Origin of the sequence: Calothrix sp. PCC 7507 (assembly GCF_000316575.1) — a bacterium.
GTDB lineage: Bacteria > Cyanobacteriota > Cyanobacteriia > Cyanobacteriales > Nostocaceae > Fortiea.
Genome location: NC_019682.1, coordinates 2,649,726 through 2,667,863, shown reverse-complemented (window position 1 = coordinate 2,667,863; position 18,138 = coordinate 2,649,726). Strand labels below are relative to the sequence as shown.

Annotated in this window: 13 protein-coding genes; 2 read left to right on the top strand and 11 right to left on the bottom strand. The window is 42.3% G+C overall.

Features of this window, described 5'->3' with window-relative positions; translation table 11 throughout:
* Positions 1 to 57: 57 nt before the first annotated feature.
* The 4 genes from hpsA to CAL7507_RS11430 form a co-directional block, all read right to left on the bottom strand.
* Positions 58 to 5,046, bottom strand: coding sequence for a hormogonium polysaccharide biosynthesis protein HpsA (hpsA, locus tag CAL7507_RS11445; protein ID WP_015128637.1), 4,989 nt, complete (start codon positions 5,044 to 5,046; stop codon positions 58 to 60).
* Positions 5,047 to 5,606: 560 nt separating this feature from the next.
* The gene (locus tag CAL7507_RS11440; protein ID WP_015128636.1) at positions 5,607 to 6,284 is read right to left on the bottom strand and encodes a response regulator transcription factor; all 678 of its coding nucleotides are present in this window, start codon (positions 6,282 to 6,284) and stop codon (positions 5,607 to 5,609) included.
* A gap of 163 nt (positions 6,285 to 6,447) precedes the next feature.
* Positions 6,448 to 7,422, bottom strand: coding sequence for a GTPase Era (gene era / locus CAL7507_RS11435; RefSeq protein ID WP_015128635.1), 975 nt, complete (start codon positions 7,420 to 7,422; stop codon positions 6,448 to 6,450).
* A 349-nt stretch (positions 7,423 to 7,771) separates the two neighbouring features.
* Positions 7,772 to 9,358, bottom strand: coding sequence for a glycosyltransferase family 39 protein (locus tag CAL7507_RS11430; RefSeq protein WP_015128634.1), 1,587 nt, complete (start codon positions 9,356 to 9,358; stop codon positions 7,772 to 7,774).
* A gap of 508 nt (positions 9,359 to 9,866) precedes the next feature.
* Between CAL7507_RS11430 and CAL7507_RS32710 the strand changes: the two genes are divergently transcribed.
* Positions 9,867 to 10,829, top strand: a complete 963-nt coding sequence (locus CAL7507_RS32710; RefSeq protein ID WP_042341687.1) for an IS110 family transposase — start codon at positions 9,867 to 9,869, stop codon at positions 10,827 to 10,829.
* Positions 10,830 to 10,954: 125 nt separating this feature from the next.
* Positions 10,955 to 11,167 (top strand): hypothetical protein, encoded by a 213-nt coding sequence (locus CAL7507_RS32705; RefSeq protein ID WP_042341243.1) that lies wholly within the window; start codon positions 10,955 to 10,957, stop codon positions 11,165 to 11,167.
* Positions 11,168 to 11,454: 287 nt separating this feature from the next.
* Here CAL7507_RS32705 and CAL7507_RS11415 read toward each other — a convergent pair whose 3' ends face one another.
* The 7 genes from CAL7507_RS11415 to CAL7507_RS11385 form a co-directional block, all read right to left on the bottom strand.
* The gene (locus CAL7507_RS11415) at positions 11,455 to 12,258 is read right to left on the bottom strand and encodes a GNAT family N-acetyltransferase (protein ID WP_015128633.1); all 804 of its coding nucleotides are present in this window, start codon (positions 12,256 to 12,258) and stop codon (positions 11,455 to 11,457) included.
* Positions 12,259 to 12,586: 328 nt separating this feature from the next.
* The gene (locus CAL7507_RS11410) at positions 12,587 to 13,507 is read right to left on the bottom strand and encodes an NAD(+) kinase (protein WP_015128632.1); all 921 of its coding nucleotides are present in this window, start codon (positions 13,505 to 13,507) and stop codon (positions 12,587 to 12,589) included.
* Between the two features lie 6 nt (positions 13,508 to 13,513).
* Positions 13,514 to 13,819: an NADH-quinone oxidoreductase subunit NuoK gene (gene nuoK, locus CAL7507_RS11405; protein ID WP_015128631.1), complete on the bottom strand. Its 306-nt coding sequence runs from the start codon at positions 13,817 to 13,819 to the stop codon at positions 13,514 to 13,516.
* 254 nt (positions 13,820 to 14,073) lie between these two features.
* Positions 14,074 to 14,727 carry an NADH-quinone oxidoreductase subunit J gene (locus CAL7507_RS11400; RefSeq protein ID WP_015128630.1) on the bottom strand — a complete coding sequence of 218 codons (654 nt, stop codon included), beginning with the start codon at positions 14,725 to 14,727 and terminating at the stop codon, positions 14,074 to 14,076.
* A 54-nt stretch (positions 14,728 to 14,781) separates the two neighbouring features.
* Positions 14,782 to 15,363, bottom strand: coding sequence for an NAD(P)H-quinone oxidoreductase subunit I (ndhI, locus tag CAL7507_RS11395; RefSeq protein ID WP_015128629.1), 582 nt, complete (start codon positions 15,361 to 15,363; stop codon positions 14,782 to 14,784).
* A 96-nt stretch (positions 15,364 to 15,459) separates the two neighbouring features.
* Entirely contained in the window at positions 15,460 to 16,578 is a 1,119-nt protein-coding gene (nuoH, locus tag CAL7507_RS11390) for an NADH-quinone oxidoreductase subunit NuoH (protein ID WP_015128628.1), read from the bottom strand.
* Positions 16,579 to 16,984: 406 nt separating this feature from the next.
* Positions 16,985 to 18,121: a citrate synthase gene (locus CAL7507_RS11385; RefSeq protein WP_015128627.1), complete on the bottom strand. Its 1,137-nt coding sequence runs from the start codon at positions 18,119 to 18,121 to the stop codon at positions 16,985 to 16,987.
* Positions 18,122 to 18,138 lie beyond the last annotated feature (17 nt).

Below are 18,138 nucleotides of genomic sequence, written 5' to 3'. Positions count from 1 at the left end.
ATGAAGATTAGATCCCTGACTTCTTCGAGAAGTCGGGGATCTTGCAACACTGTTAAATTAAGGACATGTGGCGGGGCGTTGGTCTGAGCTAACAGCATATTTGTAGCCAGTGCCATACTTAGAGTTAGCTGCTTCGTAGCCCTTAGTATCTGTTTGAGCAGCACATAGCAGAGTTTTCACCCAATTGTCATCTCGACCCACTTCTCGATAAAACTCATTTGGAGCGTTGGTGGTTGGTGCAGTGAAGCGTTGAGAGAACAAGTCTGGTAATTGGGTCAGCAAGGCGACATCATAGCCCCAAGCGCGGTCAGGAGCAGCGTAGAAAGGTGTATCGGCTGAGTTTGTAGTGGTTTGTGCATATTCTTGTCGGTAGTTAAAAATCCCTGACGCTGCTGCAGGAACAATCAGAGTTTGCCAAGGAGCGGTAGCATAGCTGCTACGTTTAAACTGAATGAAAGAACCAGAAGCTTCGTGTTGGATGAGAGTGTTAGCAGCATCAGCGTTTGTACCAGGCTCTAAGTCCCAGGTTTCTAAGTAACGCACAAAGTTTTCTAAACCCCCATTAGATTCACCACTATAACCAGTAATTGGTGGACGTTCTGGAGTATTGCCTTGAGCAAAAACTAGATTAGTCTTTGTTGTTACGGCGCGTTGCATCCAGTTTAATGACGTTCCATCTCCTTCAGCACTGATACTATTTTTTGCTTCCGTGTTAGACGGATACTGAATTTGCAATACTGGCACTAATAGCGGTTGCTCTGTCGTTCTAGTTCCGGTTAGGGTATTGTCAAATCGCAGAGGATACCGAAAATGAGAGTATAGTGAGCTGCCATTCTTTGTTCCAAACCACAAAGCGTTACTTTGTGTACGTGGTCGGTTAGGTGCAGGGTTAGCTGGAAGGGCAGGAGGAACTGGTGGAGCAGTTGTCTCGTATTTACTGTAGGGAATATTATTGATAGTGAGTGTATTGGTGAAGGGAAAATACCTAACTGTGATATCACTAGTGGTAGCAGGATCGTTGTCTTGGTCGAATATTCCGAGAGGAACAGGAGTGTTATCCGAGTCTAGTACTAAGGCGTTAGTTGTTGGAGATGCATTTAGATCGGTATCAGTACCAAAAACTTTTTTCGTCACTTTCAGACTGTTTCCGTATCTCAAAAATGCCACTCGTCTTGGGTAACGCTGGATTGCTGTATCGCCAGAATCTGTGGGTGCTGTAGCTGTAGTACCTGCCAATATCTTGTTTGTCTGTATGGAAGTGATGCTAGCATCAGCCAACTTTTTAAGTAACTGATTTGCCTTAATACTTTTCTCGTCTGTACTAAACGTTCCATTTCCATCCAGATCATATCCAACTACCCAATCATCAGGTTTGCAAGCTGTTACTATCAGCTTCGGGCAGATTTCCATGACGTATTCAGAAAATGCGATGCGCCGCTGAATCGGGGTAACAAAATTGTTGAAGTAAGAGCTACCTTGTGGATTTTTAGTAGTATCGGTATCAATCCTACTGGAGTATTTACTATCGTCAAATTGACGGCTGGTGACGAAGTTGTTATCCCAGAATCCGTTTAACCTAGCAGCCACAGTTGCAGTGATTTTATCCTCTGTAGTTGATACGTTCGTGGCACTATCTATAGTGCCATTACCATCGAGGTCAAACCTAAGATTTTGTTCATTTAGTGATACTGTTGTTGCTGAATTGATACTGCCATCTCCATTAAAGTCATAACCTAGAGCATTATTACCATAATTGTCTCTCAGGTCGTAGTCACCATCTTGACGGTAACCTAATCGGAAATTACTAGACAGAATCGTAATCGCATCAGCAATTACTGATGCTGGTCGCCAGCTTTCACCAACGTCACAGCCAGTAAATTGATCCTTACGACAAGCAAAGTTAGTATTAAGGGTTTTACGTTTATAGAAGTCAATACCCCATTTCACGTCGTCGTCTAGGAACTCTCCATGCGTGCCGTGGAGATTAAAATCTCCTTGAATGTAAACTGGTAAGTTAGACGCTAAGATAAGACCCTTTTCTTTCACTTCGTAGGTATCTTTACGGCTGAGGTTACTACCATTAATCAACATGATGCCGTTGGGACGGCGAGTTGGGTCTAGCTTGAAGTCGGTAGCACTGACATCTTTACTGGTTAAATTGCTTCGATCTGCTAGTGCATCATCACGGGTGGCATAAATAATTCCACTGTTTGGAAATAGAAATTCTCCGTCAGTCCTTGATTTTCTCCGCAACAAGTCTAAATCTAAAACAGTGGCACGAATTTCTAACGGTTGACGCAGTTCAATATCTAAATTATAAGTTTTTTCACTTCCAGAAATAGGCTTATCTATCGCTTTAATTTGCCTAGCATCAAGAAAAGCCGTTTCCATGATTGCACCATGAGGAATAGCACTATCTGTAGGACTAAAATCGGCACTATTCTCTAATATTTTCAAAGCGCACATAGCGGAATCAACTGCTGATTGCTCTGAAAGAGTGAGAGACTTACTAGCTGCAATTTTATCCAACGCATTCTTCAATGGTTCATTGACCAAGCGACCATTAGGATATGTCAGTCCTTTTTGGTATTGCAGTATCGCATCATAGTCTGAAATCGCTGTAGGTGGCTTTGGATAGACAACACCATTATTTGATTTACCAGTAGTAGCACTAACTGTGGCTAGTCCTGTTAAAACTCTCTCATATATAGGTGTGGCATTTCTTAAGCTAACATCTGGCAAACCCGATTGGTTCATCGCTGTCGTGCTGTTGGTCGGGTCGTAGAAACTGCTAACACAGGCGATGGGAGTTTGATAAGTGCTTGGAGTCTTAGGATCGTAAGGGTTGTCTTGGTAGTGATAAACTGCCGTAGCCCGCATTCGCAGATAAGGTGTATTGGCATCAGGTAAGCCTTGAGCTTTAGTAGTAACTCCTATAGGCAGACTATCCGGCCAGACAACTGTTTGTGTGCTAGTAAAAGCCTTTGTACTGATATTGTAATCATCAGGTAAGTAAATTCCGGCACCTGTGATCACTCGCATACCCCCGATGACATCAACAGAACTGGCGGGTTTTTGAGCCGCTGACTTTTCCCAGAAGTCGTCCCGATCTGTAATTCCTAGGTTGTCTAGTTGGTAGGCTTGGGAGTAGCGCTTGCGTGCAACAGTAGTATTGGTGGAGCCATTTTGTTTAACATCCCATTCCTTGCCGGAAATCGTCTGTCCTTGATCTGGTGAACTAACAAATACTTGTTTAGTTGAGTCGTACCACAATTGCGGCATATTATTGCCAACTAAAACGCGATCGCCTATTTTGTTTTCTTTTCCAGCTTTTACCTGTTCTGCTGGGTCTGTAGCTGTAAGGTATATTTTATTAGCAGTACTGCTCTCATAAACTCCAATCTCGGCATAACCAGTCGCAGTTGTACCATTGGCTGGGTCAAAGGGAAAAACCCATTCAGGAACTGGTCGGAGAGCATTTTTATTTTCTCTAAGTAGAGGACTATTTGTTTTATAGTCTAAAGTTCCATATTTAATTCCATAGTCATCAGTAGGATTTAGGACAAATGGAATTTCTGCAAAAGGAACGCGCCGTGTTCGCTTGCGGAAATAAATTCTGAGCTTCTCTTCACGCACTGCGGCACGATCTAAGCTAGAATCAGCGGCTACAGTACGGCTAATGTCATCCTGAACGTCATCTGGCAAGTCTGTTTCATTTGAATAAGCACTATTAGTTGCTGCTACTAAGCGGTCAATTCTTCTAGCGTAAGCTTCATCATTGTAAGCTGCTATACTTCCATAAGTAGTTGCGGGTACAGTTTTATTTGTGTTGTTAATGTCTCCTTCCTTAAGGATACTATCGGTGATAGTATTAGCATCGTAACTTTGGTTGTATAGATCTGCTTTTACACCACTACCTGAAGCAGCTTCATCAACACGGCTATTGATCACGTTACCAGCTACAACAATTTTGTTATTTTCTTCTGTGAAATAGCAAGATTTGGGGCTGCTGACTAAATAAAATCTTACCTCGTTACTACCGGGTCTTTTTGTGAGCAAATTACCGTTAGTAAAGACGCGTCCATTCAGTTTTAAACCAGCCCCAGGTGCAATTTCTAAATCGTCATCATATACAACTGCATTATTACTCAGTGGAATCCGTTCTCTATCTTGCTGATATTCTAAAGCCGCAAAACCTTTATTACCCGTGAATTTTTCGTACTTAGTATTATCAAGTCCCGGTGTTGTTATGTCTGTGATGGGTATGCTGGCGGTATAAACAAAAATACTTCTTTTCAGCTTACTGCCTACTTTATACCAGCCTTGACTACCTACTAAGTCTGCACTGGTAAGAACATTACTTATGCATTTATTAGTAGTCGCTCCTTCGTCCATTGGTTGTGTTCTTGCTTCTAGGGGACTTCTAGCTCTAGTAGGGGTAGGAGTAGGGTTACTAGCACTAGTGGTAGTAGGAGGAGTCCGAAAGTAAATACCATAAATGGTGAAGCTATCAAATTTACCGTTATTATCAGTATCAACTGGATATTTCCAAACTGTTTTTAGAGTTTCTCCGTCTGCATCAATCGTGCTATCAGAGTTGACATCCTTAACCAACTTTAACTGTGTTTCATCACCAAAGGTGTATTGGTTAATATTGTCGTTGATAACTTGAGACAGTGATAAGTCTGAGGGGGTGGAACGTGGTAATCGAGGGTCTTTAAATAATTCGTCTACTTTAGATTTTGCCCGATCAAGTGCTGGTGATGCTGCTTTAATCACTACCTCATTGACCCTGACGTTGCTGGCATTTTTAGAACGCTCAAAAGAACGAAATAAAATGGCGGCGGTTAGTAGTACAACTACTATTGATACCATTACTACTGTTGGCAACACAAACCCAGCATTGACAGAACCTGGCCTTCTTCTAGTGATAAAAATGGTTCGCAATAGCCAAACAAGTTGTCTTTTAATTGTAGAGAATAACTGCTTGCTAAGTTGTTGAAAGACTTTTTTCGTTGCCTTGACTAGCTGGCGTTTTTGAGGCATGGCTCTTTTCCTGTCAAGTGTTTTATTAAGGTTCTGAAAATATTTTGGGTAGGAATTCAGAAGTCTAAAGATTGATCACAGATATATCTGTAGAGGAATCAATTAAGAAACGCTATATTCTGATTTCTGAATTCTTACGATTTTGGCGATAGATGATATCAGGGAATTTGGAGTTGATTTGATGCAGTAATCGGCTTTGTTTTATTAATTTCTAAATAATGTAGTAGTAACCCAAAAATATGTTTGATTTAAGTTATACCATTGATAAAGTTTTTACCTTTAACCGGAAAATACTGATTTTTTGATTTTTTCTAATTCATCGGCGATCGCGTAAAGTAAAATCATGACTTCACACTAACTTTGCACAACATAAATTTAATGCAGATGTAGATAACTTCATGAAGATATTGCTAACTGAGTAAGCTCATATTACCCACTTGTTAAAGGAAATATATCAGGTGAGCATAAAATCGTTTATGGATACTAAAAACCCCGGCTTCTTCATGTAGTCGGGGTTTTTTAAGTTGAGTAAAGTCAGAACTAAAGGATTAATCAGTCTTTTAAACTAACCCAGAACGCAGCGCGACGACAGCTGCTTGGACGCGATCGTCTACTGCTAGCTTGTTCATTATTCCCCGGACGTGGGTTTTGACGGTGTTGGGGCTGAGATAGAGTTTTTGGGCAATTTCTGGGTTACTCAACCCTTCTACCATGAGTTTCAATACTTCTAGTTCACGTGCAGAAAGGTTGGCTGTGTTCCCGGTGGCTGAGGGTGGACGGAGATTGTCAATTACTCGGCGCGCAATCTGGGGATCGAGATAGGTGGCTCCATCGACAGCAGCAGCGATCGCACTTAATAATCGCTCTACACTTGCACCTTTGATACAATATGCATCTGCACCGCTAGATAGGGCGGCGATGATTTCTGTCTCTGTTTGGTGGGATGTGAGCATCACTACATGGGTTTCTGGCAGTGCGGCTTTAATTTGCTGTGTCGCTGCTATGCCATCGAGTCGTGGTAAGCCAATATCCATGACTACCAAGTCGGGTTTAAGTTGCAGTGCTGCTTGCACGCCTAAATAGCCGTCTTCTGCTTGTCCAACAATTTCTAACTGGGGATGAGCCATTAATGACTGTTCTAATCCCAGCTGCATCATGGGATCATCTTCGACAATTAGCACTCGTAGTGGGCGAGCATTAGTTAGCAGATTTAAGGGAGAGCCGGTTTCTAAAGACATTTTCAATCAGTTATCAGTTATCAGTTATCAGGGTTTCAGCTACTGGATTCAATACTTCCCTACGGAACACTTGCTTCCCCGCAGGGGTAAGCTCAGTACAAGTAACTGATAACTGTTCACTGATAACTGTTCACTGATAATTGAATAACTCTGGGCTAATTTTTTATTCTTCCACACGATATCCCAATTCTGCTAGGCTAATGCGAGATTGACGCCATTTTGGTTGGACTTTGACGAACAGTTCTAGATAGACTTTGCCTGCGATTAACTTTTGGATTTGTTCGCGAGCGGTGCTACCAATTGCTTTAAGCATTGATCCGCCTTTACCAATGAGAATTCCTTTTTGGGAATCGCGTTCGACGTTGATGGTGGCGAGGACGCGGGTAATGCTTGGGGTTTCTTCTACCAGATCAATGGCGATCGCTACGGAATGAGGCACTTCTTCACGAGTTAATAGTAAAATCTGTTCGCGAATCAATTCACCCATAATAAAGCGTTCTGGCTGGTCTGTCACCAAATCTGGGGGATAGTAATATGGCCCTTGTTCTAAATGTTCTGTTAATAATTCTTGGAGTTCTGGTAATCCTGTACCAGTCTTGGCAGAAAATTTCACTGTTTGCCATTGATGAGACTCAGCCAACTGTGCATAGCTATCATCTATCGGCTGGGAATCTGGCGGCTGTTGATCGATTTTGTTTAAACCCAAAATTACTGGTGTTTGGCTGCGACTCAGCAATTCAGCAATAAAGCGATCGCCTGTACCACACGCTACTGTTCCATCTACCACAAACAGCAATACATCCACCGATTCAATGGCAATTTTGGCATTTTTCACCAGGACTTCCCCCAATTGATGATGGGGTTTATGAATTCCCGGTGTATCTACAAAAATTAGCTGCGCCTCTGGTGTCGTTAATATACCTCGTAAGCGGTTCCGTGTAGTTTGTGCTACGGGTGAGGTAATGGCAATTTTTTGTCCTACTAACTGGTTCATCAAAGTAGATTTACCGACATTAGGGCGACCAATAATGCCGATAAAACCCGATTTAAATTCAGGAGGAGCCTGAGGAACTGATACTTCTCCTGAAAAAGAGAAGATGTGATTATCAATACTAGTCACTTTTAGCTCCACCGTCATAATTTTACAAATCGGATAAGTTGTTTTTTTCTTAGATGCAAAACTAACATAAAATCACCCTGGTATGTTCGGGAGATTGCCTTTGTTTAAGTTTAATCTACTACTAAATATATTGTGTTTCTCGGTCAAAAAAAAGAAATATGAGAAGAGAAACTGAGATGGATTATCTTTCTTAGAGGATATTGCTCTTATGGAAATGCTGTGCTTTGTATTTTAGCGCCATGAGCTAAGAATACCCATAGCTCATGGGTGATGGGATTTTGCCAACCTCTTTGATATCAAATTTCTCCTCAAAGGCATTTTCACTAGTTGTTGTTGACGCTGCTGAAGGAGATAAAGTTGCTGATGATTAGTTTTTAAGTTGCCAAAGTCTTCCTGGTGCGAATATTGGCAACATCTGAAGCTGTTCTTGTTTAATAGCTTCAACAAGCTTTTGAGAGGGACGAAAAAAGAATGTCTGAGATTTTTTTGCTACTGAAGATATCATATTTAATTCCTCTAGTTTAGGAGTTTTCACCAGGAGTAATTGGACATCTTGATGCAGTAAATAGCTCAAAGAAATTAAATCACCTGTATTAGTAAAATCATCTCCAATATCGCTGATTAAAACTGGGGAATTAATTGTATTTATCCGCCGAGCAATTTCGCCATTAGAATAACTTAAATCCTTGCTCCACCAAGTATCTGAGAAAGCACTGACTGTAGATGATGCAATACTACCTGTAATTAGCAAGAGAGTTATACCTTGCCAAAAACGCCGCCTCTGCAAAATTTTTGTTGCCAATAAGTAAGCAACTGCCAGTTGCACTCCAGGATAGCAAGAAATTAGATAACGACTGACAGCGGAGCGTTTACCTCCTAACAGTAAATCTGGCACAACTAACAATAGAAAAGGGACAAAAATTGTCGTCAAGATAAATAACCATGTTGGGCGATTGGTTTGGCGACAAACTGTGTAAATGGCTGATGCAATGAGTAGGAGAACTAGTAACCTCAGCAGATAAGTAAAAATACTATTAAAGCCAAAGTCTAAGTCTAAAAACAGAGCAGTAAAGCTGAGAATCCACAGTTTTACTAAGTAAAGAAAATCTACTATTGCTCTAGTCCAGTTGGTAGTATCAGATACACGCTGATAGTTATTTTTCAGCACCAACAACCAAGGAATATACAAGATGAGTGAAGATGCGATCGCTATTAAAGTACTGAGTTCTATATAATTTCTTGATACGGTCGTATTTTTACTGGTTTTAACTGTCATCAGCAACAACGCATAAGTTCCTTGAGCAATCAGCGTTAAACCAAAAAAAGGATGAGTATATAGGCCTAATGTATTTGCCAGAATATATAATCCCCAGTTTTGCCAAGTTGATAAACGCAAGGCCCTTAGCAGTAAAAAACTACTACCAATCACTGCAACTGTCAGCAAGCTGTATTGTCTTGCTGTTTGAGCAAATAAGATATCGAAGGGAGATAAAGCTACAAGTGCTGTTGCTAATAAAGCTGCTGTTCGTGAGGTAAAAAGCTCTATTCCTAAACCATACATCAAAGGTAATGCCAGCAAGCTTAATAAAGCCGGCAAGGTGCGGGATGCAGTTAGAGAAGGGCCAAACACCTGCATCCACAATCGAGCCATAAGAAAGTATAAAGGCGGATGCTGTGGGTCTTCAATCTCTAGAGATTTGATTGTGTCTACTGCGGTACTTCCTGGCTTCAGACGCTGATATTTCTGTAACTCTGACACCGGGATAATTTGATTTTGAAAGATTTCTTTGTCTATTTCTTGGCGAGTGAAACCAGCAGCTCGCATAGAGGTGTAAACTTCATCATGCCAGTAGACTTTATGTTCAAGATTAAATAAACGAAAAAAGATGCCTAGTACCAACATGAAGACAATCAAAAACCGCAACCAAGTCGGAGCATTTTTGAGATACTGCATAACTAGCTTTTACAAACTCAATGAACTCTAAAATTAATTATCTGAGGTTCTATAAAATGACTCATAACTAGTTTTTATAATATAGTAAGTGTGCGAAAATGAAGTAAAATTTCCACATTTATTGTTAAACGTAGTTTACTATAGTAATACCTTCGCCAAATCGAAAAATGCCTCGATTCGTAGGTTGGGGAGCCACTCACGTGGGCGGGTTCCCCGACTTGAGTGAAGTGGCGTTTGAGGCACGAAACCCAACAAATACGTTGGGTTTCCCTTCGCTCAACCCAACCTTGTATCTTAGAAATAGTAGTAGACCGTCCCAACCTTGGTCAAAATAGACCGCTTTGTAGCATGGGTCACTACAACAATCTCTTTGACAGAACTCGAACAGTCGCCGGGGTCAAAACTTTAAATATTGAGATTTAAAGTATACAGTCCGTATCGGGCAAGGATGAGTGAAATCAAGGGGAGGAATCAAAAACTTCTTGACAAAGTAGTTGAGAGTAAAAAAATGGAAAACATTGCTCAATGGGTAGGCATTGATGTCAGTAAAGCTACTCTAGATGTTTATATCCGTCCAATGGGTAAAGCATTCTCTGTAGCAAACACAGAAGTAGAAATATCTCATTTAGTAGAGGAACTCAAATCCGCTAATTTAAATCTGATTGTATTGGAAGCAACAGGAGGGTTAGAAACAGAGCTAGTAATTCAATTACAAGCTGCATTTTTACCAGTTGCATTAATCAATCCACGCCAGGGGCGAGATTTTGCTAAAGCTACAGGAAAGCTTGCCAAAACTGATGCTATTGATGCCAAAATTTTGGCACATTTTGGGGAAGCAATGAAACCCCAAAGATTACCAATTGAATCAGAAACTGCGCGTCAATTGAGCGAATTAATTAGTCGGAGAAGACAATTAGTCGAAATGCAGACGGCAGAAAAAAATCGCCGTTCACGCGCTCGTGGAAAAGCATTGGCTGATATTGAAGCTCATATTGAATATCTTGAGCAACGTCTAAAACAACTCAATCAAGAAATTGAAGAATTGACGCAAAACAATCAACAATGGATTGATAAAATTAATTTACTCAAAACTACTCCAGGCATTGGCCAAGTAATTTCGACAACTCTGGTTTCGGATTTACCAGAACTGGGTAAGCTAACTGCCAAACAAATCTCGCGTCTAGTTGGCGTTGCACCAATTAATCATGATAGTGGGCAACACAAAGGTAAGCGTATGATTAATGGTGGTCGCGCCCATGTTCGTGCCACTCTTTATATGGGTGCTGTGGTTGCTATGCGTCATAATCCCGTAATCAAAGCTTTTTATGAACGTCTTGTTGAACGTGGTAAATCCAAAAAACTTGCTCTGACCGCTTGCGTTCATAAAATGTTAGTCATTTTAAATGCAATGGTTCGAGATAATTTGCCTTGGTGCATTTCTGATAACTTTCAACCAATTGTTAACGCGTAAGGCTTGCAAACGTTTTTATACTTTTTATTAGCCTTTGAGCGGATGGTATCGCATCTTTACTGATCCGATGTCTACGACGGGCTATTCGGCGTCGCAGCCATGCGAACAATTTTTCATGCTCTTTTTTGCCTCCACGGGAAGTCCAGCAACTGGGGAAGATTCGGTGGCGTAGCGGAGTGGCTGGTGCGGGCTGCAACTGTCTTGGCTACCAATGTAAAATCTCAATGCCCGTACCAGCCACCACCGAATCTAGCGCAGCGTTCCCCAGTTGCGTCAATGTTCACAGTCCCGGTTTTTTGTTAACCTTAGCCGAAGGCTTTGGCGAAGCCATCGCTTGACTTTTAAGACAGTCGCTACCAAAAAATGGCGAAGGTATTGCTATAGGAATCCAGTTTGATTTTTGAACATATTTAAGTATTGGTAGGGTGGGCATTGCCCAATACCACTTGACGACAGTTGCTTCTCCTGTCGGAGACGCTACGCGAACAAGTCGGAAACCCGCCCACAGCACTGTCTCCTTTAAGTCGAGAGACTCTAGCCGAGCAGTGGCTCCCCTATGTGTAATTCAAAAATCAAATAGTAGTCCTATATGCTAGTAGATATGAATATGATTATTTCCAGAAACTTATTTTCTCAGACAAATCTGTGATTGCCATCTAGCAAACTCTTCAATATCCGATATAGTTAAAAAATCAATAGTTTGAAACTCTTGGTCAATAGCCGGCAAGCTGCATATTTTGGCTCCAATGTTTAAGTATGCTTGGACAATATTAGGAATGCTAACATTACAAGAATCTGGACACTCTTGATTAATTTCTAAGGAATATCCGGCATTTGGATGCACTAAAATACTTGGATGCATCAAATTATTCTGCCGAAAATAATGATAAGCACAAGCAGCTTGCCAAGTACTTTGAGTTAGTAGTGAAGCACAACCAAAAAAATATTTGCTTTTACTCCAGATGAGATAATTTGCTAACCCTTCCCATAGTAATAAAAGCGCTTGACTATGGCGATAATCTTTAGCTATGCAGGCACGCCCAACTTCCACAGATACTTGAAGTACATCATCAGGAATGCCATTCAGATCAAAAACATCAGCAGCATCAAAACCTAGCCCTTGCGAAGCCATTGTGTAGCTTTGCATTCTATAAGTGCCTATCGTTTGACCAGTCAGTTTAGAAATAAGCAGCAAATGATGACAAACTGCATCAAATTTATCTCTATCCATTTGGGTATGGCTAGAAGTAGAAAATCCCAAACCAAGTTCAAGATTAAAAACTTCAAAGCGCAAGCGGAAAATAGATTCTAATTCTTCATCAGTTGAGGCTAGCCGTAGGATATAGTTTTTACTTTGCAGGACAGGAAAATTTGTGGGGAAGGAAGCAGGACTAAGTGGGTAATCGATGTGGCGGTAAGAAATTTCCATCTTTCTTCCTACTGAGATTTGTGAAAATATCCTACTAGGACTTATGCGTTATGCAAAAAGAGTATTTTGTGAATTAACGGTTTACAGAATTATTTGCGCGGGTTTTGGGAATAAATCTTCCAGATAGAGGCAGAAAGCCCACGGATAAGTCCGGGGGCTTGTATAGTTTGGCAAAAATGCTCTAAATACTCATCAGCTGTTTTTCGACGAAAATGCAGTCAAAAGTGTAACTTTGGGAAACGGTAAATGCATTTATCAATGATCAGTAGCTTTGAATAATTGGCCACACTTCGGCTATTCTCAGTGACCACTAGCTACTGACCATCAATCAATTCCGGTGATTATTACTGTAGCGAACCCTAGTACCTGCCCAAAGTAATTTCTCCCGCAATGTCTGATAGTATGAATTGTTCTCCCGCAGAATAATAAATTTAGCCCGACAATCAGCCATTCGCACATCAACGCGATGTCCGGGCCAAATTGAAGTAGCCAATACCCCATCAGTCCACAACTTGGTACTCAAGTCGTAATCACCCAAGGGCCAGATGCTGACGACAGAACCAGGGGGTAGGACAAGGGGGCGACTAGAAAGACTCATGGGGCAAATGGGAGTGATGGTAATTGCCTCCATACCATCATGCATAATTGGGCCACTGGCAGACACGGTATAACCAGTAGAACCTGTAGGAGTGGAAATAATCAGTCCATCTCCAACATATTGATCGACTACTTCACCGTCAATTTCCATTTCCAGGATAGAGGTAATCATGCGATCGGCGGAAGCAGGTTTGACACACATTTCATTTAAAGCCAGATAACGCTCAGTTACTGGTTCTAAATTTGTGCGATGACCCTCAAACACTGCTGCTTGCAACATCATTCGTCTCTGGACAGCATAGCGATCCTCAAATAGCCGATCCCAAACTTTTTCCGTATCCTGAAACTCTTCCACTGACTCAGTTAAGAACCCCAGATGACCGCCCACATTCACCCCCAGAATGGGGATGCCAGCTGGGGCTAAATGTCTAGCACTGGTTAAAACGGTGCCATCACCACCAAGTACCAAAGCCAGGTCAATTGGTTGAACTGCGGAAGCCAAAAACACCGGATATGGGTTATCTTTTGGCCCGCTGGGTCCCATCAACACATGACACTGGCGATTTTCTAGCTGTTTGGCACAGAGTTCTGCCCAGCGTTTGCTCTGGGCATCTCGCGCCTTATAAGCAATAATTACCTGCTTGAGTTGCACGCGCCATTACCACTTCAGGAGATTGAACTGCTCCATATCGACGGTGTCGCGGTTGCGATATATGGCCAGCACGATCGCTAAACCCACCGCCGCCTCGGCTGCGGCCACGGTGATCACAAAGACTGTGAAAACCTGACCCTTAATTAATGTTGAATCTAGGAAGTTGGAAAATGCCATTAAATTCAGATTAACAGCATTCAGCAGCAACTCAATTGACATTAGCACCCGCACGGCGTTACGGCTGGTGATTAAACCATAGATGCCGATACAAAATAAAGCTGCTGCAAGTATTAAAAAGTACTGGAGTTGCATAAGTCAGTTATCTGTTGCTTGTACTGAGCGAAGTCGAAGTATCAGTTATCAGTTATCAACTTTATTGTTGACTTATAACTGTTTACTCAAGAAGTCTGAAGTTTAAAGAATGAAGGATGAAAAAATCGGCACATGCTGAAGTATTTGGTTAGCGAAAAAGTAAAATTTTTTCGATATTTGAGAAACTTTCGTTGATGGGTAAGATAATTTCATACTTCATACTTCATACTTCATACTTTCAGTTCCTGTTTTGACTATTCGCGACGTGAGCCACCGCGATAAGTGGGAGAATCACCTGATTCGTTGCTAGTGCTACCTATCGATGCTAGTGTTCTAGGACGCTCTTGCAAAGTCAAAAGGGTTGGTGGTAATCCAGGAGTTGTTTCTTGGTCTGGCAAATACTCGCGACGTGCCAAAATAATTGCTCCCACCATTGCCATAAGCAACAAAATGGAAGCCAGTTCAAAAGGTAGTAAGAAGTCACTAAAGAAATGCTGACCAATCAAAACTATGGAACTTTCAGTAACGACGGGAGTAGCGGAATATGCCCAAGGAGTGGCCAAAACCATCGTACTCAAAAGGCCAAATAATCCAAGACTGACTATAGCCGTTAATACTTTTCGCAGCCAAGCGCTGGGAAACGGTGCAAAACTCTGCCGCTTGTTGACCAACATAATGGCAAACAAGATCAGTACATTGACTGCCCCAACATAAACTAGTACTTGTGCTGCTGCTACGAAGTCAGCATTTAGTAACAGGTATAAGCCAGCTATGCTGATGAATACGCCGCCCAGCAAAAAGGCAGAATAGACGATATTGGAGAACAGCACTACACCTAGGGCTGCGCCAATCATCATCACGCTCAAGATACCAAAGGAAACAACCTGTACTCCTTCTGCTAGATTCACTGTTTTTTATCCTCAGTCTTATCAGTTAACAGTTATTCAGTTAACAGTTATCAGTTAACTGTTTTTTTCTACTAGGTCTTCTGGACGGGAGCCAGGGCGGGGTGAGTCGGCGGGTAAGTCGTGGGGTTCCATGACACCTTTGGGTAGGTAAACTAGTTCCCGCAGCGGTGTCACCATTGGGTCATTGGTGACTTTGTAGGGCAAACGACCCAAGGCGACGTTGTCATAGTTTAATTCGTGGCGATCGTAGGTGGAAAGCTCATATTCTTCCGTCATTGATAGACAGTTAGTTGGGCAATATTCCACACAGTTACCGCAGAAAATACAAACTCCGAAATCAATGCTGTAGTGGTTGAGTTTTTTCTTTTTACTGGCTTTGTCAAATTCCCAATCCACTACAGGCAAATTGATCGGACAAACGCGCACACAAACTTCACAGGCGATACATTTGTCAAATTCAAAGTGAATTCTACCGCGAAATCTTTCGCCAGGAATTAGTTTTTCGTAGGGGTATTGGATGGTAATCGGACGTCGCCGCATGTGGTCGAAGGTGACAGATAGGCCTTGACCAATGTAACGTCCTGCTTGTACTGCTTCTTTGGCGTAATCACCAACTTGCTTCAGGAACTTTAGCATTGTGTTTTATTCTCTCTCTTCAATTTTGGATTTTGGATTTTGGATTTTAGATTTTAGACTCAATCCAAAATCTAAAATCTCAAATCTAAAATTGGTTTAACCGCCAAAGGCGACGGGAAAAGCTAGTTTCAGGGCTGCGGTTAATAGGAGGTTAACCAAAGCAACTGGGAGTAAGAATTTCCATCCTAAATCTAACAATTGGTCAATCCGCACCCGTGGGACTGTCCAGCGCAACAAGATGGCAAGGAACACTAGTAAGTAGGCTTTGAGTACCGTCATGATGATACCCAAGGAGGCGGTGACTATTTGCAGCACGGGATTCGCTTCACTGATGCCTAGCCAACTAGCAATCAGGTTGAGAGGAATGGGAAAATCCCAACCGCCCAGGTACAAAATTGCTACTAGTAGACAAGAAAGTATTAAGTTAACGTAAGAGCCTAGGTAGAATAGACCGAATTTCATCCCAGAGTATTCAGTCTGATAACCTGCTACTAGTTCTTCTTCTGCTTCGGGTAAGTCAAAAGGCAAGCGTTCGCATTCTGCTAGAGCTGCTATCCAAAAAATGAGGAATCCAGCTGGCTGTCTCCAAATGTTCCAACCGAGGATGCCGTAGCCGGATTGTTGATTGACAATGTCAACGGTACTCAGGCTATTGGACATTAAGGCGATCGCCAGTACACTCAGTGCTAAGGGAATTTCATAGCTAATTGACTGCGCTGCTGCCCGCAAGCCCCCTAAGAGCGAGTATTTGTTATTAGATGCGTAGCCTGCCATCAACAAGCCAATCGGCTGAATGCTAGACAGGGCAATCCATAAGAAGACACCCATGCTGACATTTGTAATGACGATATTCTGTCCGAAGGGCACAATCAAAAATGACAGAAACACCGGAATTACAACAATAATTGGACCGAGGGTAAACAGCCAGGGGTCTGACTGAGCGGGCACTATGTCTTCTTTAAAGATTAGCTTTAGACCGTCTGCTACTGGCACAAGCAAACCAAATGGCCCCTGATATTCTGGACCAATTCGCTGCTGTGCGGCTGCGGAAATTTTCCGCTCTAGCCAAGTGGCAACTAGTACCCCCACTGTGGCCCCAATGAGCATCAGTATCATCGGCAGGGGCATCCAAATGGCTTTGGCTGCCTCTGGTGATAGTCCTAAATCCTGGAGGGATTCAATAAAAGTTCCTTGGAGGTCAATTCCTGAATTCATGTTTCCGCTCTTTAAGTCAACTGAAGTATGAGGTATAAAGTATGAAATTTCAGCCTCTAGCTCTCAGCCTCCATTTTTCATGCTTCGATAATGACGCCTGATTGAAAATTATTTGCCAATTCCCATGCTTAGTATATACTTGGATGGTTTTTGCCTTCCTCAGATAGACTACAAGTTCTACTTATGCATAGGATTGAGAACCGCAAGGGAAAAGGCAGGGGAGCAGGGGGAAGATGAGGGGGATTAATCTTTTTTATTACTTCCACATCCCCCTCTGATCTCCTGGATGCTTTGGTCAACCAACACAAGATTTCCACTTCCATGCTGGCAAAGGTGGTTCCCTTTCTAGAAGTTTGATGATTCCCCAGATTCTGAGGCTGGTATAACTGAATCATCAAGCTTGCAGTTAACGTTGGTCGATGGGGATATAAGGAGCTTCGTGAAGACCGTTGTAAACCTGAGTAGGTCGGAAAATCCGGTTTTCTTCTAGTTGCTCTTTCCAGTGCGCTAGCCAACCAGCAACACGGGCGATCGCAAATATTGGTGTAAACAAATCTGTAGGAATTCCCATTTTCCTATACACCAAACCAGAGTAAAAGTCAACATTGGGATAAATCCCTTTTGAACCAAGTTTTTCCTCTACCACCCGTTCCATCTCTTGGGCAATGTCATAGAACTTGTCGTCTCCAAACTTAGCAAACAACTGCTCTGCCAAGTTTTGCAAAATCGTGGCTCTGGGATCTTTCACTTTGTAAACGCGATGTCCAAAGCCCATAATCTTCGCTTTGCGTTGCAGAAGATCCTCCACATAAGGGCGCACGTTCTCCACAGAGCCAATGTCTTCCAACATCTGAATCACTTCTTCGTTGGCTCCACCATGCAGTGGACCCCCCAAAGTACCCACAGCACTAGCAACCACAGCATAAGGGTCAGTTAGGGTAGAAGCCGTCACCCTAGCACTGAAGGTGGAGGCATTCATCGTATGTTCGACATGAAGTATTAAACAGATGTCGAAAATCTTCGCCGCCAAAGGATCTGGTTCTTTCTCATTCAGCATGTAGAGAAAGTTGGCGGAGTAGTCCAAATCATCACGCGGGCGTACAGGATCATTACCTTTTCGCATCAACTGGAAAGCCGCTACCATCGTGGGAATTGTGGCTATCAAGCGAACTACTGAATCTCGAATGTAGGCAGGATTATGTAAATCCCGGAGGGAGTAAAACAAGCCCAATGCTGCTGCTGAGGCTTGTAGAGCATCCATTGGGTGACCGCTTTCTGGAAAGCATTTCATCATATCTCGGATGCGATATTTTATTCGCCTGTGGTAGCGAACTTCATTCTCAAACTCTTCCAGTTCTTCTTTGCTTGGCAGTTCACCCCAGATTAAGAGATAAGCAGTTTCCAAAAATGTACTTTTTGCTGCTAGTTCTTCAATCTGGATACCACGATATTCCAGTATTCCCTTTTGCCCGTCAACATAGCTGATACTGGATTGGGCAGCGGGAATGCCTTCCAAACCGGGCTTGTATTCGCACACTGACATGGCAACACCATCTGCTT

What these genes read in the sequence shown, in the direction of transcription:
- hpsA (WP_015128637.1), bottom strand. Translation starts at nt 5,046, where the DNA reads ATGCCTCAAAAACGCCAGCTAGTCAAGGCAACGAAAAAAGTCTTTCAA.
- CAL7507_RS11440 (WP_015128636.1), bottom strand. Translation starts at nt 6,284, where the DNA reads ATGTCTTTAGAAACCGGCTCTCCCTTAAATCTGCTAACTAATGCTCGC.
- era (WP_015128635.1), bottom strand. Translation starts at nt 7,422, where the DNA reads ATGACGGTGGAGCTAAAAGTGACTAGTATTGATAATCACATCTTCTCT.
- CAL7507_RS11430 (WP_015128634.1), bottom strand. Translation starts at nt 9,358, where the DNA reads ATGCAGTATCTCAAAAATGCTCCGACTTGGTTGCGGTTTTTGATTGTC.
- CAL7507_RS32710 (WP_042341687.1), top strand. Translation starts at nt 9,867, where the DNA reads ATGGAAAACATTGCTCAATGGGTAGGCATTGATGTCAGTAAAGCTACT.
- CAL7507_RS11415 (WP_015128633.1), bottom strand. Translation starts at nt 12,258, where the DNA reads ATGGAAATTTCTTACCGCCACATCGATTACCCACTTAGTCCTGCTTCC.
- nuoK (WP_015128631.1), bottom strand. Translation starts at nt 13,819, where the DNA reads ATGCAACTCCAGTACTTTTTAATACTTGCAGCAGCTTTATTTTGTATC.
- ndhI (WP_015128629.1), bottom strand. Translation starts at nt 15,363, where the DNA reads ATGCTAAAGTTCCTGAAGCAAGTTGGTGATTACGCCAAAGAAGCAGTA.
- nuoH (WP_015128628.1), bottom strand. Translation starts at nt 16,578, where the DNA reads ATGAATTCAGGAATTGACCTCCAAGGAACTTTTATTGAATCCCTCCAG.
- CAL7507_RS11385 (WP_015128627.1), bottom strand. Translation starts at nt 18,121, where the DNA reads ATGTCAGTGTGCGAATACAAGCCCGGTTTGGAAGGCATTCCCGCTGCC.